This is a genomic window from Streptomyces griseus, from assembly GCF_001715295.1.
GTDB classification, from domain to species: Bacteria; Actinomycetota; Actinomycetes; order Streptomycetales; family Streptomycetaceae; genus Streptomyces; species Streptomyces griseus_G.
In genome coordinates this window covers 1,005,756-1,026,715 of sequence record NZ_MDKB01000002.1, presented here as the reverse complement: position 1 = coordinate 1,026,715, position 20,960 = coordinate 1,005,756, and the positions used below count along the sequence as shown (strand labels likewise).

The following is a 20,960-nucleotide window of genomic DNA, read 5'->3' as shown; positions in this document are numbered from 1 at the left end:
GGGCCCGACGGTCCGGGCCCGTCCCGCCTCGTACGAGGACGGGCTACGGGACGACGACGACCTTGGCGCCCACCGTCGCGAAGGTCCACATCGCATTGCCGTCGGGGCGCTTCATCCGCACCCCACCGGTCTTCAGCGTCGGGTCCGGGCTCTGCATCGAGCCGTCCTGCGCCGCGCTGAAGCCCACGGAGACGTCGTCGACGTTCGCGAAACGCACCACGTGTTCGATCAGTACGCCGTCCGAGCCCTTGATGCTGCCGGACCGCGAGGTCACCCCGTAGACGCCGGGCGGCGGGCTGACCGCGCTCGGCATGACCGTGAACGTCCGGAGCGCCTTCTCGTTGCCGTCCACGAGCCAGACCCGCCGGTCCTTCAGCGCGTAGACCACCCTCGTCCCGGTGCCCGAGTCCGCGGGGACCGCGAGCGGCTGCGGCGGGGGAGAGGGCTTCGGGGTGGGCGAGGCCGCCGCGGTTCCGGAGGCGCCCGGGGAGGGGGCGGCGACCGAGTCCGGCGCGTTGGCCGAGGCCTGGTAGGCGAGGAAACAGACCGCGGCCACCGCCGCGGCGGTGAGCCCGGCCACGAATCCCGAGCTGCCCCTTGCCACCGTACGCTCCCCTTTCGCATGCCGTCCGTCGTAAGTCGTACAAGCATTTACGTCGTACACGTGTGTACCCGGGCGACGGTACCAGCAGCGGAAGGGCGTACCGGGACGACGTACGGGGCGCGCGTACCCGAGTCGGCGGAGCCGTAGGCTGTTTGTGTGCTCCTGCTCGCCGTGGATACCGCCACCCCCGCCGTCACCGTCGCCCTGCACGACGGAACCTCCGTCGTCGCCGAGACCGGCCAGGTCGACGCCCGAAGGCACGGGGAGCTGCTGCTGCCCGCCGTCGACCGCGTCCTGACCGAGGCCGGACTGGGACTCGACGCCGTGACGGACGTCGTCGTCGGGGTCGGCCCCGGTCCCTACACGGGGCTCCGCGTCGGCCTGGTCACGGCGGCGACCTTCGGCTCCGCCCTCTCCGTCCCCGTGCACGGCGTGTGCACGCTCGACGGCCTCGCGTACGCCGCCGGCCTGGACGGCCTCGAAGGACCGTTCGCCGTCGCCACGGACGCGCGCCGCAAGGAGGTCTACTGGGCGCGGTACGAGGACGCCCGCACCCGGACCGGGGAGCCCGGCGTGGACCGGCCCGCCGACATCGCCGGCCGGCTCGCCGGCCTGCCGGTCGTCGGCGCGGGCGCCCTGCTCCACCCGGACGCGTTCCCCGGCGCCCGGGGCCCCGAGCACGTCCGGGCCGGGGCGCTCGCCGCCCTCGCCGCCGAACGCCTCGCCGCCGGGACCGGCCTGCTGCCGCCGCAGCCGCTCTACCTGCGCAGGCCCGACGCCCAGGTCCCGAAGAACTACAAGGTGGTCACCCCCCGGTGACGACCGCGACCGCTGTGCTCCGCGAGATGCGCTGGTGGGACATCGACCCGGTGCTGGAGCTCGAACACGAACTGTTCCCCGAGGACGCCTGGTCGGCCGGCATGTTCTGGTCCGAGCTGGCGCGGGCCCGCGGCCCGCAGGCCACCCACCGCTACGTCGTCGCCGAGGACCCCGCGAGCGGCCGGATCGTCGGCTACGCGGGCCTCGCCACGGCCGGCGACCTCGCCGACGTACAGACGATCGCCGTCAGCCGGGGCCAGTGGGGCGGAGGCCTCGGATCCGAACTCCTGACCGACCTGCTCAGACACGCCACCGCCCTCGAGTGCACCGCGGTGCTCCTGGAGGTCCGTGTCGACAACACCCGCGCCCAGAAGCTCTACGAACGCTTCGGCTTCGAACCCATCGGCTTCCGCCGGGGCTACTACCAGCCGGGGAACGTCGACGCACTCGTCATGCGGCTGACCGTACAAGGAACAGAGACTGACTGATGGCTGACGAACCGCTCGTACTCGGTATCGAAACCTCCTGCGACGAGACCGGCGTCGGCATCGTGCGCGGGACGACGCTGCTCGCCGACGCCGTCGCCTCCAGCGTCGACACGCACGCCCGCTTCGGCGGTGTCGTCCCGGAGATCGCCTCCCGCGCACACCTGGAGGCGATGGTCCCCACCATCGAGCGCGCCCTGAAGGAGGCCGGCGTCGGTGCCCGCGACCTCGACGGCATCGCGGTCACGGCCGGCCCCGGGCTGGCCGGCGCGCTGCTCGTCGGCGTGTCGGCCGCCAAGGCGTACGCGTACGCGCTGGGCAAGCCGCTCTACGGGGTGAACCACCTCGCCTCCCACATCTGCGTCGACCAGCTGGAACACGGCCCGCTCCCCGAGCCGACCATGGCGCTGCTGGTCAGCGGCGGGCACTCCTCGCTGCTGCTGGCCCCCGACATCACCCGCGACGTACGGCCGCTCGGCGCGACCATCGACGACGCGGCGGGCGAGGCGTTCGACAAGATCGCCCGTGTGCTGGACCTCGGCTTCCCCGGCGGCCCGGTCATCGACCGGCTGGCGAAGGAGGGCGACCCGAAGGCGATCGCGTTCCCCCGCGGGCTGAGCGGCTCCCGTGACCCCGCGTACGACTTCTCCTTCTCCGGCCTCAAGACCTCCGTGGCGCGCTGGATCGAGGCCAAGCGGGCGGCCGGCGAGGACGTGCCCGTACGGGACGTCGCCGCGTCCTTCCAGGAGGCGGTCGTCGACGTGCTCACCCGCAAGGCCGTCCGCGCCTGCAAGGACGAGGGCGTCGACCACCTGATGATCGGCGGCGGAGTCGCGGCCAACTCGCGGCTGCGGGCCCTGGCCGAGGAGCGGTGCGAGCGGGCCGGGATCAGGCTGCGCGTGCCCCGGCCCGGGCTGTGCACCGACAACGGGGCGATGGTCGCCGCGCTGGGCGCGGAGATGGTGGCCCGCAACCGCCCCGCCTCCGACCTGGAACTCTCGGCGGACTCCTCGCTGCCCGTCACCGAGACCCATGTCCCCGGCGCGCACGCCCACGCCCATGGCGTCGGTCACGACCACGTGCACGAGATCAGCAAGGACAACCTCTACTCATGAGCGGCACGACCGTCGCCCTGATGTGGGAGGCCCGGGCCGCGGAGGGCCGCGGTCCGGAGCTGCTGGAGTGGGCCCGGGCCAGGGCCGGAGAGCTGGCCCGGCCCCCGCTGCGCGCCGAACTCCTGCGCGCCCCGCAGGACCGGGTGCTCGTCCTCACCTGGTGGGAGGCGGCGTACGGGGACGACCTGCCCGAGCTGCCCGAACCGGACGCCGCGCTGATCACCCGGCCCGTGCACCGGTGGCGCTTCGAGTCCCTCGGCCCGGCGGGCGGCTGACCGGGCCCGACGGCCGCGCAGGGAACTCCACGGAAGAATTTCCCGCGGACGTGTCGATCCGGGCCCTCCCCGTTCGACGCAGGGGTAAGAGGCGGGAACAGCCCGCCGCGCGATCCGAGGAGAAGAAGTGCCGCGCTATCTGACGATGATCCGTATGGACGAGAACAACACCCCCGCGGAGGGCCCCAGCGAGGGCCTGATGCAGCGCATGGGCGAGCTCATCGAGGAGATGACCAAGGCCGGCGTCCTGCTGGACACCGCCGGGCTCACCCCGACCTCCCAGGGCACCAGGGTCACCTGGTCCAACGGCGAGTTCACCGTCACCGACGGGCCGTTCACCGAGACGAAGGAAGTCGTCGGCGGGTACGCGCTCATCGAGGCGAAGGACAAGGCGGAGGCCCTGGAGTGGACCAAGCGCTTCCTGGCGACCCACGAGGAGTACTGGAACGTCACCTCCGAGATCCGCGAGATCGCCCAGGGCTGACGGGCGGGGTCCCACCGCACCCGGGCGGGGCGGCAGCGGCTTGCCGACCCCGCCCCCGGCTGCTCTGATGGGTGGCCGTGACAGAAGTGAGCAGTGCCGTCGAAGCCGTGTTCCGCATCGACTCGGCGCGGATCATCGCCGCGACGGCGCGCGTCGTGCGGGACGTGGGCATCGCCGAGGAGCTCGCGCAGGACGCCCTCGTCGCGGCGCTGGAGCAGTGGCCGCGTAGCGGCGTCCCGGACCGGCCCGGTGCCTGGCTCACGGCCGCGGCGAAGCACCGGGCGATCGACCTCGTACGCCGCAAGGAGACCTACGCCCGCAAGCTCGCCGAAGTCGGACGGGCCCTGGAGGACGTGCCGCCGCCCGAGCCCGCCGACCCCGAGGACATCGACGACGACCTGCTCCGGCTGGTCTTCACCTCCTGCCACCCGGTGCTCCCGACCGAGGGGCGCGTCGCCCTCACCCTGCGTCTGCTCGGCGGACTGACCACCGGCGAGATCGCACGCGCCTTCCTGGCCACGGAGCCGGCCGTCGCCCAGCGCATCGTCCGCGCCAAACGGACCCTGGGCCGGGCCGGGGTCCCCTTCGAGGTGCCGGAAGGTGCCGAGCGGGCCGCCCGCCTGAGCTCCGTACTCGACGTCATCTACCTGATCTTCAACGAGGGATACGCGGCAACCGCGGGCGACGACTTGCTGCGCCCCGCGCTGTGCGAGGACGCGCTGCGGCTGGCCCGGCTGCTGGCCGGCCTGATGGAGCGTGAGCCCGAGGTGCAGGGGCTGGTGGCCCTGCTGGAGCTGCAGGCCTCACGGACCAGGGCCCGGACGGGGGCGGACGGCGCACCCGTCCTGCTCGCGGACCAGAACCGCTCGCGCTGGGACCGGCTGCTGATCCGCCGGGGGTTCGCCGCGCTGGAACGGGCGCACGCGGCGGGCGGCGCCCCCGGCCCGTACGCCCTGCAGGCCGCGATCGCCGCATGCCACGCCCGCGCCTTCCGCTACGAGGACACGGACTGGGTGACGATCGCCGCCCTGTACGGCACCCTGGCGAAGACCGCGCCGTCCCCCGTGGTCGAACTGAACCGCGCGGTGGCCGTCTCCATGGCCGAGGGCGCCGCGGCGGGCCTCGCCCTGACGGACGCGCTCACGCACGACCCGGCGCTCACCGCCTACCACCTGCTGCCCAGCGTGCGCGGCGACCTGCTGGAGCGGCTGGGGCGGGACGAGGAGGCGCGGGCCGAGTTCCTGCGGGCGGCTGAGCTGACCCGCAACGCGCGTGAGCGGGCGCTGCTGCTCTCCCGCGCCCGGGACGTGTCGCGATGAGTCCCGGCGCCGGACGGGGTCTACCGTGCACCAGGTCCTTCCGGGTGCCGCGTCGACCGACCGCGCGCGCGGCGGCCGCGTCCGGCACCGGACGGGACGTACCGCACCGAGTGAGGAGAGGCCCATGCAGAAGATCAAGACCTTCCTGTGGTTCGACGACCAGGCCGAGGAAGCCGCGGAGTTCTACGTCTCGGTCTTCGGCGGAGACTCCCGCGTCCAGAACGTCACCCACTACGCCGAGGGCGCCCCGGTCGAGGCGGGCAGGGTCATGACCGTGGAGTTCAGCCTCGCCGGCACGGAGTACGTCGCCCTCAACGGCGGCCCGCAGTTCCCGTTCACCGAAGCGATCTCGCTGACCGTCGACTGCGAGGACCAGGCGGAGGTCGACAGGCTGTGGGCCGCGCTCACCGAGGGCGGCGAGGAGGGCCAGTGCGGGTGGCTCAAGGACAGGTACGGCCTGTCGTGGCAGATCGTCCCGCGCGGCATGGTCGAGCTGTTCGCCGACCCGGATCCGGCCAAGGCGGAGCGGGCCATGAAGGCCATGATGGGGATGCGGAAGCTGGACATCGAGGCGGTCCGGAACGCCTGAGAGCCTGTCGGGTGACCTCTGACCGGGCGGCCACGCCCCGGCACACACGCTTCCGCGTTGCCGACCGCGTAGCTCCGCTGCGAGGGCCTCTCGGCACCTTGGAATCGTACGCACCGGGCCGCGTGCGCTTCTCGATCCCAGGTCACCCGACAGTCTCCGAGACGGCCGGCGCGTGCGCCTCCCGGGAAGTGGGCGCACGCTGGAAGAAGGAATCTTCCGGGAGGTGACCGTCATGATGGAGACCACGGTCGGCTGGCATGTCGAGCTGGAGTTCGAGGAGGACACGCACCGTACCCGTGCGGCCGCACTCGTACGGCTGAGCGACGGGACCGAGGTGCGGGCCCACGGATACGCCAGCCGGCACCCCTCCGACGCGGAACAGCCCAGGGTCGGTGAGGAGATCGCGGGTGCCCGCGCGCTCAACGAACTGGCGATGAAGCTGCTCACCAAGGCGCACGACGAGATCGACGAAGCGGCGGGCCGGACCTCGTACCCGCTGACGTGACCGGGCCGGGCCGGCCGGCCGGCGAACGCTTCAGGGGCGCTTCACGGGGTGCCCGACCAGCATCGTCGGGGCGCCCGCCACCCGGGTCAGGAAGACGGTGGCGGAGTGCGGCCCCTGGAGCTTCATCTTCCGCCGCAGCTCCTCGGGTTCGACCGCGGAGCCGCGCTTCTTGACGGTGAGGACCCCCACCCCGCGCTCCCGCAGCAGGGCCTTCAGCCTCTTCATGTGGAAGGGCAGCTGATCGGTGATCTCGTAGGCGGTGGCGTAGTCGGAGTCGTGCCGCGTGTCGCTCGTGACGTACGCGATCGTCTCGTCGATCAGCCGGCCCCCGCACTGCTCGACGACGGCGGCGACCAGGTGGGCGCGGATGACCGCGCCGTCCGGCTCGTACAGGTACCGGCCCACCGGGCCGACCGGCGGCGGGGGGAGCGGGGCGGCGGCGGTCAGGGTCGCGCGGGAGGGCAACAGGGTGGCCCGGAACGCGCCGGGGGCGAAACCGTCGCCGAACCAGAGGACCGCCTCCTTCACCTCGCCGCCGTCCGAGATCCACTCGGCCTCGGCGAGCGGGCCGATCGCCTCGTGGGGTACACCCGGCGCGATCTTGAGTGCGGCGCGGGGTGCCTTCAGGGCGGCGGCGGTCGCCCAGGAGAGCGGGGGCGAGTACGCCTCCGGATCGAAGATCCGGCCGCGCCCGCCACGCCGGGCCGGGTCGACGAAGACCGCGTCGTACGGGGAGGTGTCGATGTCCGTGACGTCGGCGCACCGCACCTCGATCAGGTCCGCCAGGCCGAGCACCTCGGCGTTGGCGCGGGCCGTTTCGGCGGTCAGCGGGTCGCGGTCCACGGCCAGGACCGCGATGCCCGCGCGGGCGAGGGCGACGGCGTCGCCGCCGATGCCGCAGCACAGGTCGGCGACGCTCCGCACCCCGAGCCCGGCGAACCGCCCGGCACGGTGGGAGGCGACGGAGGTCCGGGTCGCCTGCTCCACGCCGTCGGGGGTGAAGAACATGCGGTACGCGTCGGCCGCCCCGAACTTCGCCACCGCGCGCTGTCGCAGCCGGGCCTGACCGAGCGCCGCCGACACCAGGGCGGTGGGGTGGGTGCGGCGCAGCCGGGTCGCGGTGGCGAGTTCCCGGGCGGGATCGTGGTCGCGCAGCTCGTCCAGGAGCGCCGCTCCCTGCGGGGTGCGCAGGGCGGCGAGTGCGGCGAGCGGGTCGGTCCGGTCGGCAGGGGGAAGGGCGTTCACGGCTCCATTGTGAGCCAGGCGGGGGACGCGCCGGGTGCGGCGGAGGTGTCGCCCGGGACGGCCGGTGCCCCGGTGGCAGGATGCGGCGCCATGCAACTAGTACGACAAAATGAAAAAAGGGTCATGAACCCTCATAGAAAGGTCTGCGGGGTTCTGGTCGCCCTGCTGATCGGCGCAGCAGCCTCCGGATGCGGCGACCGCCCGCACGGGGGGGCCGTGGTGGGGCGGGAGCCGGCCGCCGGGGAGCCGGGGGCCGCCGCCGGGCAGCCGGGCCCCGTCGCGGCGGAGGCCGAGGCGGCCGCCGCCGCCAGGGCGAAGGCCGAAGCGGTGGCCGAGGCGGCGCGCCTGAAGCGGCAGCAGGCCGCCCGCGTCGCCGCCGCGAGGAAGTGGGGGCTGGCGAAGGTCCCGCTCACCGCCCCGCCGCCACCGGCCCGGAAGCCGCACATCACCACCCGTGAGGGCTTCGAGGTCGAGGGCGGGGAGGACCTTCCGCCGGTCTTCACCACCGTGCCCACCGAGGAGCGCATCGTCTTCCTGACGATGGACGACGGCGCCGAGAAGGACCCCGAACTGCTGAGGATGATGTCGGAACTGAAGATCCCGTACAGCGCCTTCCTCAGCGACTACGAGGTCAAGGACGACTACGGCTACTTCGCGGACATGCAGGCCCGGGGCGTCACCCTCAGCAATCACACGCTGAGCCACCCCTACCTCCCCGGGCTCTCCGCGGAGGAGCAGCGGCGGGAGATCTGCGGCTCGCAGGACCGGATCGAGAAGCAGTTCGGGAAACGGCCCACCCTCTTCCGGCCGCCGTACGGCAACTACAACGGCGACACCCTGCGCATCGCCGCGTCCTGCGGCATCAGGGCCGTGCCCCTGTGGGCCTCCGAGGCGTTCCCCGATCACATGGAGTGGCGCGAGTGGGACCGGGACCTGCACCCCGGTGACATCATCCTCACCCACTTCCGGGGGCGCGGGGAGTGGGGCGCTTCCATGGCCGACATGATTCGCAACGTCATGAGGACGGTCACCGCCAAGGGGTATGCCGTGGCCCGGCTGGAGGACTACGTCTGACGGGCCGTCCGCCGCGCGGGGGCCCGGCGGGACCCGTGCGGAACCCTGGCGGCGTGTCCCGCGTTGTGCGGGCGTGGCCCGGCCGGCCGCGCCACGCGAGGGTGGTCAATTGGCACTCCGCTTGACCGAGTGCTAATCCCGGTCATAGTCTCAGTGCTGGCACTCCCCACTGGAGAGTGCCAGCACTTCTGCGACAGGGCAGGTCCGGCACCCGCGACGACGGATCGGCCTGGTCGCCACCCACAGACTGTTAAACCCCGTGAGATCTCCGAAGGGGGAGACCGGATCGTGTCGACCACCAGCTCCAAGGTTGCGATCAAGCCGCTCGAGGACCGCATTGTGGTCCAGCCGCTCGACGCCGAGCAGACCACGGCTTCCGGCCTGGTCATTCCGGACACCGCCAAGGAGAAGCCCCAGGAGGGCGTCGTCCTGGCCGTGGGCCCGGGCCGCTTCGAGAACGGCGAGCGCCTTCCGCTCGACGTCAAGACCGGCGATGTCGTTCTGTACAGCAAGTACGGCGGCACCGAGGTGAAGTACAACGGCGAGGAGTACCTCGTCCTCTCGGCGCGCGACGTTCTCGCGATCGTCGAGAAGTAATTCACCCACGTTTGCTTCTGTTCTGCGCCCCTGGCCGCCTGCGAGACAACTAGCCGGGCGGCGAGGGGCGCAGTTCGTTTGAGAGGACAGCTCAGCCCATGGCGAAGATTCTGAAGTTCGACGAGGACGCCCGTCGCGCCCTTGAGCGCGGCGTCAACAAGCTTGCCGACACGGTGAAGGTGACGATCGGCCCGAAGGGCCGCAACGTCGTCATCGACAAGAAGTTCGGTGCCCCCACCATCACCAACGACGGTGTCACCATCGCGCGCGAGGTCGAGCTCGACGACCCGTACGAGAACCTCGGTGCCCAGCTGGTGAAGGAGGTGGCGACCAAGACCAACGACGTGGCCGGTGACGGCACCACCACCGCCACCGTCCTGGCCCAGGCGCTCGTCCGCGAGGGTCTGCGCAACGTCGCCGCGGGCGCGTCCCCGGCCGCCCTGAAGAAGGGCATCGACGCCGCGGTGAAGGCCGTGTCCGAGGAACTCCTCGCGACCGCCCGCCCGATCGACGACAAGTCCGACATCGCCGCCGTCGCCGCGCTCTCCGCGCAGGACAGCCAGGTCGGCGAGCTCATCGCGGACGCGATGGACAAGGTCGGCAAGGACGGTGTCATCACCGTCGAGGAGTCCAACACCTTCGGTCTGGACCTCGAGTTCACCGAGGGCATGGCCTTCGACAAGGGCTACCTCTCCCCGTACATGGTGACCGACCAGGAGCGTATGGAGGCCGTCCTCGACGACCCGTACATCCTGATCCACCAGGGCAAGATCGGCTCCATCCAGGAGCTGCTCCCGCTCCTGGAGAAGGTCATCCAGTCGGGTGGCTCCAAGCCGCTTCTGATCATCGCCGAGGACGTCGAGGGCGAGGCTCTCTCCACGCTCGTCGTCAACAAGATCCGTGGCACCTTCAACGCCGTCGCGGTGAAGGCCCCGGGCTTCGGTGACCGCCGCAAGGCCATGCTCGGCGACATCGCCACCCTCACCGGTGCGACCGTCATCGCCGAGGAGGTCGGCCTCAAGCTCGACCAGGCCGGACTGGACGTCCTGGGCACCGCGCGCCGCGTCACGGTCTCCAAGGACGACACGACCATCGTCGACGGCGGCGGCGACGCCGCGGACGTCAAGGGCCGCGTCAACCAGATCAAGGCCGAGATCGAGTCCACGGACTCCGACTGGGACCGCGAGAAGCTCCAGGAGCGCCTCGCGAAGCTGGCCGGCGGCGTCTGCGTGATCCGCGTCGGTGCCGCCACCGAGGTGGAGCTCAAGGAGAAGAAGCACCGTCTGGAGGACGCCATCTCCGCGACCCGCGCCGCGGTCGAGGAGGGCATCGTCTCCGGTGGTGGCTCCTCCCTCGTCCACGCCGTCAAGGTCCTCGAGGGCAACCTCGGCAAGACCGGCGACGAGGCCACGGGTGTGGCGGTCGTCCGCCGCGCCGCCGTCGAGCCGCTGCGCTGGATCGCCGAGAACGCCGGCCTGGAGGGCTACGTCATCACCTCCAAGGTCGCCGAGCTCGACAAGGGCCAGGGCTTCAACGCCGCGACCGGCGAGTACGGCGACCTGGTCAAGGCCGGCGTCATCGACCCGGTCAAGGTCACCCGCTCCGCCCTGGAGAACGCCGCGTCCATCGCGGCGCTGCTGCTCACGACCGAGACCCTGGTCGTCGAGAAGCCGGCCGAGGAAGAGGCCGACGCCGGTCACGGCGGCCACGGCCACTCGCACTAGCCCGCCCCTGTACGGCCGTCCCGTACACCGCCGGAGCCCGGTACCCCCGTCGCGGGGGCACCGGGCTCCGGTGCGTGTCCGGGCGGTACCCCGGTCAGCGGGGCCCGTAGCTCCGGCCCGCCCGGGAGGTCACCCCGCCGAGGAGCCCCCGCGGTGTCACCTTCACCAGGCCCATCAGCGCCTTGTACCGGGGGTCCGGCACGGAGACGGACCTGCCCCGGGCCAGATCGGCCAGGGCCGCCGCGACCAGCTTGTCCGCGTCGAGCCACATCCAGCCGGGGATGTTGTCCGTACCCATCCCGGCCCGCTCGTGGAACTCCGTCCGGACGAAGCCGGGGCACAGCGCCATCAGCCGGACCCCCGTACCCGCCAGGTCCTTCGCCGCGCCCTGGGTGAACTGCACGACCCACGCCTTCGACGCCCCGTACGTCCCCCGGGGCACGAACGCCGCCACCGAGGCCACGTTCACCACCCCGCCCCTGCCCCGCTCCCGCATCCCCGCCGCCGCCGCCGAGGTCAGGCGCAGCACAGCCTCGCAGTGCACCTTCAGCATCGTCAGCTCGTCGGCCGTCGAGACGTCCAGATAGCGGCCCTTGATGCCGAAGCCGGCGTTGTTGACCAGCAGGTCGACAGGGCTCGTGGGCGTCGACAGCCGGGACTCGACCGCCTCGATCCCGGCGTCCGTGGACAGGTCCGCCGTCAGCACCTCGGCCTCGATGCCGTGCCGGTCGTGCAGTTCGGTGGCCTGGGCGCGCAGCCGCTCCGTGTCACGGGCCACCAGCACGAGGTTGTGCCCGTCACCCGCGAGCCGCCGTGCGAAGGCGGCGCCGATCCCCGCCGTCGCGCCCGTAATCAGTGCAGTCGTCATACGCGGCACGTTAGTGCCCCGGCCGCGCAGTCCGTCGGCCCGCCCGCCCTTCCCCACCGACGACCGTGCCCGGGGCGTCGGTACGCGGCCCCGCATCGCGGCGCGCGTAGGGGCCGTCAGGACGCGTGCGCCGCGACGTACTCCCGGGCCTTGCGCAGCGCCTCCGGGTGCAGCGCCTCCCCGGCGGCCAGCAGGAGCGGCAGCAGCTCACGCTCCGTCGTCACGGCACGGAAATGCAGTGCGGCGGTGACCTCGTGGGCCGGGCGGTGCACGACCTCGACCGGATCGCCGCTGCGGATCGCCCCCGGTTCGACCACGCGCAGGTAGGCGCCCGTGGCCGCCGTCCGGGTGAACCGCTTCACCCAGCCCCTCTCACCCAGGTGGCCCGCGAACGTGCGGCACGGTATGCGGCCGGAGGTGACCTCCAGGACCGCCCCGCCGCCGATCCGCCAGCGCTCACCGATCCTGGCGCCGCTCACCGACAGGCCGAGGGTCGTCAGATTCTCACCGAACGTGCCGTTGGGCAGGGGCCGGCCCAGCTCCGCCTCCCAGGCGTCGAGCTCCTCGCGCGCGAAGGCGTACACAGCCTGGTCGGAGCCGCCGTGGTGGCGCACGTCGCACACGGCGTCGCCGGCCAGGCCGCTGCCGCCCCGGCCTTTGGGACCGGGGTCGGTGACCAGGACGGGGCCGTCGGCCGGCCGTTTGTCGATCCCGGTGACACCGCCGGGAGCGCCGGTGTCGGGGGAGGGGGTGGGACGGCCCAGGTTCACGCTCAGCACCTTCATGCCGCATACGGTAACCATTCGGCCCTAAAAGGCGCTCTTGACCATGGGGCCACTTCTGCAAGCACCGCTTATGGTGGAAGGGTGATCGAAGCCCGTCATCTCCGTGTCCTGCGCGCCGTAGCCACCACCGGTTCGTTCTCCGCCGCCGGCCGTGAGCTGGGCTGCACCCAGCCCGCCGTGAGCCAGCAGATGAAGGCGCTGGAGTCCTCGGCGGGCACCCCGCTGCTGATCCGTACGGGGCGGGAGATGCGCCTCACCGAGGCCGGTGAGGCGCTGGTGCGCCACGCCTCAGGCATCCTCGCCGGGCTGACCGCGGCCGAGGAGGAGGTCGCCGCGATCGCCGGACTTCGCGCGGGGCGGGTCCGGCTCGTGTCGTTCCCCAGCGGCAGCTCCACGCTGGTACCGGGCGCCCTGGCCGCGCTGCGGGCCGCACACCCCGGGACCCGGGTATCGCTCGTCGAGGCCGAGCCGCCGCGCTCGGTGGACTTGCTGCGCGACGGGGACTGCGACATCGCGCTGGCGTTCCGGTACGGGACGGCCGGCGGCGAGTGGGACGACCTGGTCGTCCGCCCGCTGCTCACGGACCGGCTGGTGGGTCTGGTGGCCGAGGGGCACCGGCTGGCGGATGCGGAGGCGGTGGACATCGGCGAACTCGCCGACGAGCCGTGGATCGCGGGGTGCCCGCGCTGCAGGCGCCAGTTGGTGGAGGTCTGCGAGGAGTCCGGGTTCACCCCCCGGATCGACTTCGCCACCGACGACTATCCGGCGGTCGTCGGGCTGGTGGGCGCGGGGCTGGGCGTGGCCGTCCTGCCCGAGCTGGCCGTCGAGTCGGTCCGCCCGAGAGGGACCAGGACCGTCACCGTGGAGCCGGCGGTGGAGCGGGAGATCGTCGCGCTCACCCTGCCCGACCTGGCCCGCGTCCCGGCGGTGGCGGCCACCCTGGACCAGCTCTGCCTGGCGGCCGCGCGCTGAGCGCCCGGCGCGCCGGGCGTCCCGTGGTGGCAGTCGCGGGCGTGGGCGGCGGCGTGTCTTAGGAGCCGCGCGGGCGGAGGACGCCGTGCCGTACCCGGGGCGCCACGTCCGACAGCGGGCGCGCCAGGTGCGGGGAAACGTTTCTGCGATCGGTTCGGGGCGCGAAGGGTCAGGTGGGACCGTCGGGTGTTCCCGGCGTGGCTCCCGAGTGGGCGGAGATCAGGCGGTTGCGGGCGCGGCCCATGAGTTCCTCGCGCTCGTCCTCGGTCAGGCCGCCCCAGACGCCGTAGGGCTCCCGTACCGCGAGGGCGTGGGCCGCGCACTCGGCGCGTACCGGACACCGCATGCAGACCTCCTTCGCCGAGGCCTCGCGGGCGCTCCGGGCGGCCCCGCGCTCTCCTTCGGGATGGAAGAACAGTGAACTGTCGACCCCGCGGCAGGCGGCCAGCAACTGCCAGTCCCACAGATCTGCGTTGGGTCCGGGAAGGCGGGAGAAATCTGCCATTGCGTGTCCCCTCGAAACCTTGCTGAGTCGGAAACGGCACCCTCGACCGTCGTTCGCCGGCGACCGGAGTCCCGACGGTACATCTACGGTGTAAGTAGATGTAAATATGACTGATTGCGAATGTAGTCACAGACTCCAGCAAAATGGAAGAAAACCAGCTAAATAGGGCATGCCTCCGGGTGAAAGATCGGTTGACGAGTGAATGATCTCGCGTCGTTCTCCTCCGTGTACGGTCCTTCACTTAGAGTGCCGAACCGGAGGTCGCGGCCCGTAACTCTTTCGAGTGACCGTCGTTGAGGAGGGGGAAGCGGTTGACGGAGAACGAGCTCGGGCAGGTGTCCGAGGGGGTCGACCGCACAGGTGACGACTTGTACCAGCCTGGAGGCTCAAGGTGACGCGCATCAGCTGCGGAGGACGGTCATGACATCCGTCCTCGTCTGCGACGACTCCCCGCTTGCCCGAGAAGCGCTCCGTCGCGCGGTTGCGACCGTGCCCGGCGTCGAGCGGGTGACGACGGCGGCCAACGGCGAGGAAGTCCTCCGCCGCTGGGGGGCCGATCGTTCGGATCTGATTCTGATGGACGTACGCATGCCCGGCCTGGGGGGTGTGGAGACGGTGCGGCGGCTGCTCTCCGCGGACCCGGGGGCCCGGATCATCATGCTGACCGTCGCCGAGGACCTGGACGGCGTGGCTCTCGCCGTCGCCGCCGGCGCCCGCGGATACCTGCACAAGGACGCCTCGCGCGCCGAGTTGCGGGCCACGGTGACCCAGGCGCTGGCCGACCCGACATGGCGGCTCGCCCCGCGCCGGCTGCGGTCGGCCGAGATGGGGGCGGCCCCGACCCTCACGGCACGGGAGATCCAGGTGCTCGAAGGCATGAGCCACGGCCGCTCCAACGCCGAGATCGGGCGCGAGCTGTTCCTCTCGGAGGACACGGTGAAGACGCACGCGAGGCGTCTGTTCAAGAAGCTCGGGGCCTCGGACCGCGCGCACGCCGTCGCGCTCGGCTTCCGCTGGGGCCTGGTCCGCTGATGAGGCGGCGAGGCCGGTAGCCGTACGACCCGTCCGCACATCGGCGGACGGGACGACGGTGGCGGCGGGCCCGCGGCCGGGACCTCCCCACCAGCGCTGTGTGACGCTTCCCGGCCGATGCCGCATCCTTGAGACGTGGAGTTCCTCGGGAACGATTCGGTCGAGCGGAAGGGGAGGGCGCAGGCCATGACATCCGGCGCACCCGCTCATGAGGCCCGTACACCCGCTGATAACGCTTCGGTGCACAACTCCGGACGCGATGCCGCGGAACAGACGGCACCAAGGCACCATGGTCCGATGCGCGACGACGAGACGACGGTGATCGGTGCTCTGGTGCACCGTGCTGTCGACGGTGACGCGCAGGCCACCCATGACCTGCTGGCCCACGTCCACCCGCTGGCCCTGCGTTACTGCAGGTCCCGGCTGAACCGGCTGCCCGGTGACGCCCGTCACTTCGTGGAGGACCTGGCGCAGGAGGTCTGTGTCGCGGTGCTGATGGCGCTGCCGCGGTACAAGGACACCGGAAGACCCTTCGAGGCCTTCGTCTTCGCGATCGCGGGCCACAAGGTCGCCGACCTCCAGCGTGCCGCGATGCGGCACCCCGGATCGACCGCGGTGCCCTCCGACGAGATGCCGGAGCGCCCCGACGACTCGCTCGGTCCGGAGGAACGCGCCCTGCTCAGCAGCGATGCGGCCTGGGCGAAGAAGCTTCTCGCCAATCTTCCGGAGAACCAGCGCGAGCTGCTGGTCCTGCGGGTCGCGGTCGGACTGACCGCGGAGGAGACGGGACAGATGCTGGGGATGTCGCCGGGTGCGGTGCGGGTCGCGCAGCACCGCGCACTGAGCAGGCTGAGGGCACTCGCGGGTCAGTAGAGCCCGGCTCCGGAGGCTCCCGCGGTGTGGAGCGAGCCACACAAGCGCCGGGTGATCTTGTTCGTGGAATGAGACACCCCGTACGGCCGTTAGCATGGACATCCGCACCGATCAAGGCCATATGGGGAAGGTGTCATGACTGCAAACGTCGACGGCGTGCCTGAGAAATTCGCGACCCTCGGGCTGACATACGACGACGTGCTGCTGCTGCCGGGCGCGTCCGAGGTCCTGCCCAACGCGGTCGACACCTCGTCCCTCATCTCGCGCAACGTGCGGGTGAACATCCCCCTGCTGTCGGCCGCCATGGACAAGGTGACCGAGGCACGGATGGCCATCGCCATGGCGCGTCAGGGCGGCGTCGGCGTGCTGCACCGCAATCTCTCGGTCGAGGACCAGGTCAACCAGGTCGACCTGGTCAAGCGGTCCGAGTCCGGCATGGTGACCGACCCGATCACCGTGCATCCCGACGCGACGCTCGGCGAGGCGGACGCGCTCTGCGCGAAGTTCCGCATCAGCGGCGTGCCGGTCACCGACGCGGGGGGCAAGCTCCTCGGTATCGTGACCAACCGGGACATGGCCTTCGAGTCCGACCGGGCGCGCCAGGTGCGCGAGGTCATGACGCCGATGCCCCTGGTCACCGGGCGGGTCGGCATCTCCGGCGTGGAGGCCATGGAGCTGCTGCGCCGCCACAAGATCGAGAAGCTTCCGCTGGTCGACGACGCGGGCATCCTCAAGGGCCTCATCACGGTCAAGGACTTCAAGAAGGCCGAGCAGTACCCGAACGCCGCCAAGGACGCCGAAGGCCGTCTGCTGGTCGGCGCGGCCGTGGGCGCCAGCCCCGAGGCGCTGGACCGCGCACAGGCACTCGCCTCCGCGGGGGTCGACTTCTTGATCGTCGACACCTCGCACGGCCACAACCGCAACGCCCTCGACTGGATGGCGAAGATCAAGTCGAGCGTCGGCATCGACGTCATCGGCGGCAACGTGGCCACCCGCGACGGCGCCCAGGCGCTGATCGACGCCGGCGTCGACGGGGTGAAGGTCGGCGTCGGACCGGGCTCGATCTGCACCACCCGCGTGGTCGCCGGTATCGGGGTCCCGCAGGTCACCGCGATCTACGAGGCCGCGCTCGCCGCGCGTGCCGCGGGCGTCCCCGTGATCGGTGACGGCGGCCTCCAGTACTCGGGCGACATCGGCAAGGCGCTCGCCGCCGGGGCCGACAGCGTGATGCTGGGCAGCCTCCTCGCAGGCTGTGAGGAGTCCCCGGGCGAGCTGATGTTCATCAACGGCAAGCAGTTCAAGTCGTACCGCGGCATGGGCTCGCTGGGTGCCATGCAGTCCCGCGGGCAGGGGCGCTCGTACTCCAAGGACCGCTACTTCCAGGCCGACGTGTCCGCGGACGAGAAGCTCGTACCCGAGGGCATCGAGGGTCAGGTGCCCTACCGCGGCCCGCTGGCCAACGTCCTCCACCAGCTGGTCGGCGGGCTCCGCCAGACCATGGGCTACGTCGGCGCCGCTTCCGTCGACGAGATGGAGAGCAAGGGCCGGTTCGTGCGGATCACCTCGGCGGGTCTCAAGGAGAGCCACCCGCACGACATCCAGATGACGGTCGAAGCGCCGAACTACAGCAGGAAGTAACGCGTCAGCGCAGGTGAGGGGCGGACCCGGGTTCCCGGGACCGCCCCTCATGTGTGCGTCGGGGATACTGGTCAGCGCAGACGTAGAGGAAAGGCCACATCATCGTGACTGAGATCGAGATCGGGCGCGGCAAGCGCGGTCGGCGCGCATACGCGTTCGACGACATCGCTGTCGTGCCGAGCCGGCGTACCCGCGACCCGAAGGAGGTCTCGATCGCCTGGCAGATCGACGCCTACCGCTTCGAGCTGCCCTTCCTGGCCGCTCCCATGGACTCGGTGGTCTCCCCGCAGACCGCCATCCGCATCGGTGAGCTGGGCGGCCTCGGCGTCCTCAACCTCGAAGGGCTGTGGACCCGGCACGAGGACCCGCAGGCCCTGCTCGACGAGATCGCCGAGATGCCCGTGGAGACCGCGACCCCGCGGCTGCAGGAGATCTACTCCGCCCCCATCCAGGAAGAGCTGATCGGTCGGCGCATCAAGGAGGTGCGCGACTCCGGTGTCGTCACCGCCGCCGCGCTCTCCCCGCAGCGCACCGCGCAGTTCTCCAAGGCCGTCGTCGACGCGGGCGTGGACATCTTCGTCATCCGCGGGACGACGGTCTCCGCCGAGCACGTCTCCGGCGCCGCGGAACCGCTCAACCTGAAGCAGTTCATCTACGAGCTGGACGTCCCGGTGATCGTGGGCGGCTGCGCCACCTACACCGCGGCCCTGCACCTGATGCGCACCGGCGCGGCCGGTGTCCTCGTCGGCTTCGGCGGTGGCGCCGCGCACACCACGCGCAACGTCTTCGGCATCCAGGTCCCGATGGCGACCGCGGTCGCCGACGTGGCGGGCGCGCGCCGTGACTACATGGACGAGTCCGGCGGCCGGTACGTGCACGTCATCGCGGACGGCGGCGTCGGCTGGTCCGGCGACCTGCCCAAGGCCATCGCCTGCGGCGCGGACGCCGTGATGATGGGGTCCCCGCTGGCCCGTGCGACGGACGCGCCCGGCCGCGGCCGGCACTGGGGCATGGAGGCCGTCCACGAGGACGTGCCGCGCGGCAAGCTGGTCGACCTCGGCTCCGTCGGCACGACGGAGGAGGTCCTCACCGGCCCCTCGCACACCCCTGACGGCTCGATGAACATCTTCGGCGCGCTGCGCCGGGCGATGGCCACCACGGGCTACAGCGACCTCAAGGAGTTCCAGCGCGTCGAGGTGACGGTCGCGGACTCGCAGCACCGCCGCTGACGCCGCTCGTGCGTGACGCCGGAGCCCGGACCGCAGAAGCGGTCCGGGCTCCGGCGTACGCACGGGCCCGTTCAGTCCGAGGACTTCTTGGCGGCCGAGAAGGCGGCCGCCGCGGCGATCGCGAAGAAGAGGAAGCTGATCACGTCGGAATCGGCCTTCCACGCCTCGTTCAGCAGGCTGAAGTGATCGAGGAACATCTCCGGGACCGTCACCGGGGCCACCTTGGTGGCGAGGATCGCCTCCCCGAGCAGCTGACCGCCGTAGACGCCGGCCAGGGCGAGGACGGCGCCGATGACCGGCAGCGCGGGGTTGCGGCCGCCGGCCTTGCCCGCCGCGAAGCCGACCAGGAAACCGACACCGACGGCCGCGTAACCGATCTGGTGCTCGGTGGCGCCGATGATCCCGCCGTAGACACCGGCGGCGACGACGGCCGCGACGAAGGCGGCGAGCAGACCGAGCCCCACGTTGTCGCGGACCGGCGCCGGCGGGGCGAACGGCATGCCGCCGCCGAACTGGCCGGCCGGGGCGCCGGGCTGCTGGCCCGCGTACGGGTTGCCCGTCGGCGCGCCGGGCTGCTGTGCCGCGTACGGGTTCCCGTCGGTCGGCTGTCCGCCGCCGTAGGGCTGCTGAGGTGGGTTCGGCGGCTGAACGGGCTGGCTCATGGCGATGTTCCCCCTGGGACTGATGCGCACGTCTGTGCGAGAAGTGACGCCGCAGGCTAGCAGGACGTGCCGACACGGCCCGCCTCCGTCCCTGCGGGAACCGGGCCGGCGGGCGTTGCCTACAACCGGTGAGCGGCGCCCGCCGGGGTCGCTCCCCGCGTGTCCAGGAGGAGTTGGGCCTTCACGGCGAGGCCCTGGAGGTCGTACGTACGGTGGTGCTGGAGCAGGACCGTCAGATCGGCTCCGGCGGCCGCCTCGTAGAGCGAGTCGGCGCGGGGGACGGGCTGTTCGCGCACCCGCCAGTCCAGGACGTGGGGGTCGTGGTAGCCGATCTGCGCGCCCATGTCCATCAGCCGGGTCGCGATCTCGCGGGCGGGCGAGGACTCCTGGTCGGCGAGGTCCGGCTTGTAGGTGACCCCGAGGAGCAGCACCCGCGCTCCGCGGACCGACTTGCCGTGTTCGTTCAGCAGGGTGGCGCAGCGCTGGATCACATAGCTCGGCATCCGGTCGTTGATCTCCTTGGCCAGCGAGACCATGCGCAGGGGGTGGCCCGGTGTGCGGCTGCTGTACGGGAGGTAGCCGGGGTCCACGGGGGCGCCGTGGCCGCCGACACCGGGGCCGGGGCGGAACGGCTGGAAGCCGAAGGGCTTGGTCTCGGCGCACCGGATGACGTCCCAGAGGTCGACGCCGAGGTCGTGACAGAGCACCGCCATCTCGTTGACCAGCGCGATGTTGACGTGCCGGAAGTTGGTTTCGAGGACCTTCGTCATCTCGGCCTCGCGCGGTCCGCGGGCCCGGACGACCTTGTCGGTGAGGCGGCCGTAGAAGGCGGCGGCGGACTCGGTGCACGCGGGGGTGAGGCCGCCGATGACCTTGGGCGTGTTGGTGTAGACGTGTACGCGGTTGCCGGGGTCGAGGCGGCCGGGGGAGTGGGCGAGGTGGAAGTCCCGCCCGGCGCGCAGGCCCGAGCCCTCCTCCAGTAGGGGGCGCACGACGTTCTCGGTGGTGCCCGGTGGTACCGCGGACTCCACCAGGACGGTGGTGTGCGGGCGCAGCCGGGCGGCGAGCGCCCGGGCCGCTTCGGTCACGGCGCCCAGGTCGAGGGTGCGGTCGGAGGCCAGCGGGGTGGGCGCGCAGATGGCAGCGGTGCGGACCCGGCCCACCTCGGCCGGGTCGTCGGTCGGCCGGAAGCCCCCGGAGAGCATCCGGCGGATGTCCGAGGCGCTGAGTGATCCCTCGACCGGTGTCCGGCCCGCCGAGAGTTCGGCGAAGGGGCGCGGGTCGGTGTCGTAGCCGACCGTCCGGATCCCGGCGCCGACGGCCGCCTGGGCCAGGGGCAGGCCGAGGTGTCCGAGTCCGATGACAGCGAGGTCTGCGGGCATGTCGAGGGCCGTCCTTCCCTAAGACCATGAAGACAGAAAGCGCAACTGCTGGGGACAGCGCTATGTCAGAATAGGCGTAAATATGACCTATATGTCGCATTCTGCGTCTCTCGTCGGCCGGGTGTTGTCCACAGGCGGTGGCTGAAGTCGTGGTCCGCGGACAGAATCGAGTGGTGGGC

The 20,960-nt window shown here is 71.8% G+C and carries 23 protein-coding genes; 16 read left to right on the top strand and 7 right to left on the bottom strand.

Annotated elements, in window-relative coordinates:
* Window positions 1-43: 43 nt before the first annotated feature.
* Window positions 44-604: a hypothetical protein gene (locus BA175_RS11045; RefSeq protein ID WP_069171133.1), complete on the bottom strand. Its 561-nt coding sequence runs from the start codon at window positions 602-604 to the stop codon at window positions 44-46.
* Window positions 605-760: 156 nt separating this feature from the next.
* On the opposite strand from BA175_RS11045, the gene tsaB reads away from it, so the two are divergent.
* The 8 genes from tsaB to BA175_RS11005 all read left to right on the top strand — a co-directional run bounded on the left by tsaB (window position 761) and on the right by BA175_RS11005 (window position 6,195).
* Window positions 761-1,423, top strand: a complete 663-nt coding sequence (tsaB, locus tag BA175_RS11040; protein WP_254667851.1) for a tRNA (adenosine(37)-N6)-threonylcarbamoyltransferase complex dimerization subunit type 1 TsaB — start codon at window positions 761-763, stop codon at window positions 1,421-1,423.
* The gene (gene rimI, locus BA175_RS11035) at window positions 1,420-1,911 is read left to right on the top strand and encodes a ribosomal protein S18-alanine N-acetyltransferase (RefSeq protein WP_069171132.1); all 492 of its coding nucleotides are present in this window, start codon (window positions 1,420-1,422) and stop codon (window positions 1,909-1,911) included. The genes tsaB and rimI overlap by 4 nt, the downstream gene beginning before the upstream one ends.
* Entirely contained in the window at window positions 1,911-3,023 is a 1,113-nt protein-coding gene (gene tsaD / locus BA175_RS11030; protein WP_069171131.1) for a tRNA (adenosine(37)-N6)-threonylcarbamoyltransferase complex transferase subunit TsaD, read from the top strand. The genes rimI and tsaD overlap by 1 nt, the downstream gene beginning before the upstream one ends.
* Entirely contained in the window at window positions 3,020-3,298 is a 279-nt protein-coding gene (locus BA175_RS11025) for a hypothetical protein (RefSeq protein ID WP_069171130.1), read from the top strand. Before tsaD ends, BA175_RS11025 begins: the two co-directional genes overlap by 4 nt.
* A 127-nt stretch (window positions 3,299-3,425) precedes the next feature.
* Window positions 3,426-3,782 (top strand): YciI family protein, encoded by a 357-nt coding sequence (locus BA175_RS11020; RefSeq protein ID WP_069171129.1) that lies wholly within the window; start codon window positions 3,426-3,428, stop codon window positions 3,780-3,782.
* Between the two features lie 77 nt (window positions 3,783-3,859).
* A complete protein-coding gene (locus tag BA175_RS11015; RefSeq protein WP_107407581.1) occupies window positions 3,860-5,101 on the top strand; it encodes an RNA polymerase sigma factor in 1,242 nt (413 codons plus the stop codon).
* 124 nt (window positions 5,102-5,225) lie between these two features.
* Window positions 5,226-5,690, top strand: coding sequence for a VOC family protein (locus BA175_RS11010; protein WP_069171127.1), 465 nt, complete (start codon window positions 5,226-5,228; stop codon window positions 5,688-5,690).
* Window positions 5,691-5,922: 232 nt separating this feature from the next.
* Window positions 5,923-6,195 carry a DUF1876 domain-containing protein gene (locus BA175_RS11005; protein WP_069172051.1) on the top strand — a complete coding sequence of 91 codons (273 nt, stop codon included), beginning with the start codon at window positions 5,923-5,925 and terminating at the stop codon, window positions 6,193-6,195.
* Between the two features lie 30 nt (window positions 6,196-6,225).
* Here BA175_RS11005 and BA175_RS11000 read toward each other — a convergent pair whose 3' ends face one another.
* On the bottom strand, window positions 6,226-7,440 hold the full coding sequence (locus tag BA175_RS11000) for a THUMP-like domain-containing protein (protein WP_069171126.1): 1,215 nt from the start codon (window positions 7,438-7,440) through the stop codon (window positions 6,226-6,228).
* Between the two features lie 123 nt (window positions 7,441-7,563).
* Here BA175_RS11000 and BA175_RS10995 point away from each other — a divergent pair, with 123 nt between their 5' ends.
* The 3 genes from BA175_RS10995 (at window position 7,564) to groL (ending at window position 10,835) form a co-directional block, all read left to right on the top strand.
* Window positions 7,564-8,514: a polysaccharide deacetylase family protein gene (locus BA175_RS10995; protein WP_438947326.1), complete on the top strand. Its 951-nt coding sequence runs from the start codon at window positions 7,564-7,566 to the stop codon at window positions 8,512-8,514.
* A 288-nt stretch (window positions 8,515-8,802) separates the two neighbouring features.
* Window positions 8,803-9,111, top strand: a complete 309-nt coding sequence (groES, locus tag BA175_RS10990) for a co-chaperone GroES (protein ID WP_003966899.1) — start codon at window positions 8,803-8,805, stop codon at window positions 9,109-9,111.
* 98 nt (window positions 9,112-9,209) lie between these two features.
* Window positions 9,210-10,835 carry a chaperonin GroEL gene (gene groL, locus BA175_RS10985; protein ID WP_069171124.1) on the top strand — a complete coding sequence of 542 codons (1,626 nt, stop codon included), beginning with the start codon at window positions 9,210-9,212 and terminating at the stop codon, window positions 10,833-10,835.
* Window positions 10,836-10,929: 94 nt separating this feature from the next.
* On the opposite strand, the gene BA175_RS10980 is transcribed toward groL, so the two are convergent.
* Together BA175_RS10980 and BA175_RS10975 are read right to left on the bottom strand one after the other, a co-directional pair.
* Entirely contained in the window at window positions 10,930-11,703 is a 774-nt protein-coding gene (locus BA175_RS10980) for an SDR family NAD(P)-dependent oxidoreductase (RefSeq protein ID WP_069171123.1), read from the bottom strand.
* Between the two features lie 116 nt (window positions 11,704-11,819).
* Window positions 11,820-12,488 carry an MOSC domain-containing protein gene (locus BA175_RS10975; RefSeq protein ID WP_069171122.1) on the bottom strand — a complete coding sequence of 223 codons (669 nt, stop codon included), beginning with the start codon at window positions 12,486-12,488 and terminating at the stop codon, window positions 11,820-11,822.
* A gap of 81 nt (window positions 12,489-12,569) precedes the next feature.
* Here BA175_RS10975 and BA175_RS10970 point away from each other — a divergent pair, with 81 nt between their 5' ends.
* Entirely contained in the window at window positions 12,570-13,460 is an 891-nt protein-coding gene (locus tag BA175_RS10970; protein ID WP_069171121.1) for a LysR family transcriptional regulator, read from the top strand.
* 169 nt (window positions 13,461-13,629) lie between these two features.
* On the opposite strand, the gene BA175_RS10965 is transcribed toward BA175_RS10970, so the two are convergent.
* Window positions 13,630-13,965 (bottom strand): WhiB family transcriptional regulator, encoded by a 336-nt coding sequence (locus BA175_RS10965; RefSeq protein WP_069171120.1) that lies wholly within the window; start codon window positions 13,963-13,965, stop codon window positions 13,630-13,632.
* A 420-nt stretch (window positions 13,966-14,385) separates the two neighbouring features.
* Between BA175_RS10965 and BA175_RS10960 the strand changes: the two genes are divergently transcribed.
* From BA175_RS10960 to BA175_RS10945, 4 genes are all read left to right on the top strand, one after another.
* Window positions 14,386-14,997: a response regulator transcription factor gene (locus BA175_RS10960; RefSeq protein ID WP_003948568.1), complete on the top strand. Its 612-nt coding sequence runs from the start codon at window positions 14,386-14,388 to the stop codon at window positions 14,995-14,997.
* A 297-nt stretch (window positions 14,998-15,294) separates the two neighbouring features.
* The gene (locus BA175_RS10955; RefSeq protein ID WP_056796454.1) at window positions 15,295-15,870 is read left to right on the top strand and encodes a sigma-70 family RNA polymerase sigma factor; all 576 of its coding nucleotides are present in this window, start codon (window positions 15,295-15,297) and stop codon (window positions 15,868-15,870) included.
* Between the two features lie 135 nt (window positions 15,871-16,005).
* Window positions 16,006-17,508, top strand: coding sequence for an IMP dehydrogenase (gene guaB, locus BA175_RS10950; protein ID WP_069171119.1), 1,503 nt, complete (start codon window positions 16,006-16,008; stop codon window positions 17,506-17,508).
* A gap of 104 nt (window positions 17,509-17,612) precedes the next feature.
* Window positions 17,613-18,737, top strand: a complete 1,125-nt coding sequence (locus BA175_RS10945) for a GuaB3 family IMP dehydrogenase-related protein (protein ID WP_069171118.1) — start codon at window positions 17,613-17,615, stop codon at window positions 18,735-18,737.
* A 71-nt stretch (window positions 18,738-18,808) separates the two neighbouring features.
* On the opposite strand, the gene BA175_RS10940 is transcribed toward BA175_RS10945, so the two are convergent.
* The gene (locus tag BA175_RS10940; protein ID WP_069171117.1) at window positions 18,809-19,399 is read right to left on the bottom strand and encodes a hypothetical protein; all 591 of its coding nucleotides are present in this window, start codon (window positions 19,397-19,399) and stop codon (window positions 18,809-18,811) included.
* Window positions 19,400-19,518: 119 nt separating this feature from the next.
* Window positions 19,519-20,781, bottom strand: a complete 1,263-nt coding sequence (locus BA175_RS10935; protein WP_069171116.1) for a nucleotide sugar dehydrogenase — start codon at window positions 20,779-20,781, stop codon at window positions 19,519-19,521.
* Between the last annotated feature and the right edge of the window lie 179 nt (window positions 20,782-20,960).